The following is a 241-nucleotide window of genomic DNA, read 5'->3' as shown; positions in this document are numbered from 1 at the left end:
GGTGCCGCCCTTGCCGGGGTTTTCGAGCAGTACGAGCAAGAGCGGCGGTTCGGCGATCGCGAAGTTCGCATAACCGGGCTAGAGCATGGCCGGTTCGACACCGAACAGTTTGGTGTAGAAGGTGACCGCTACGGTCAGGTCGTCGACGTTGAGGGCGAGTTGTGCGCGTTACATGACATCCTCCACCTGTGTGACATATATCGAAGTACTGGACGCCTTCAGAATGCGCCACCTTTTCGAC

1 pseudogene is annotated in these 241 nt (G+C 58.1%); it reads right to left on the bottom strand.

The features are described 5' to 3' along the window. A pseudogene (locus NVV99_RS26805) lies at positions 1-138 on the bottom strand (glyoxalase/bleomycin resistance/dioxygenase family protein); the annotation flags it as partial. Positions 139-241: the final 103 nt, after the last annotated feature.

The sequence above is a fragment of the Rhodococcus sp. PAE-6 genome (genome assembly GCF_025290685.1).
Lineage (GTDB): Bacteria > Actinomycetota > Actinomycetes > Mycobacteriales > Mycobacteriaceae > Rhodococcus > Rhodococcus pyridinivorans.
The sequence above is the reverse complement of the archived record's forward strand: the minus strand, read 5'-3'. Positions and strand labels throughout refer to the sequence as shown.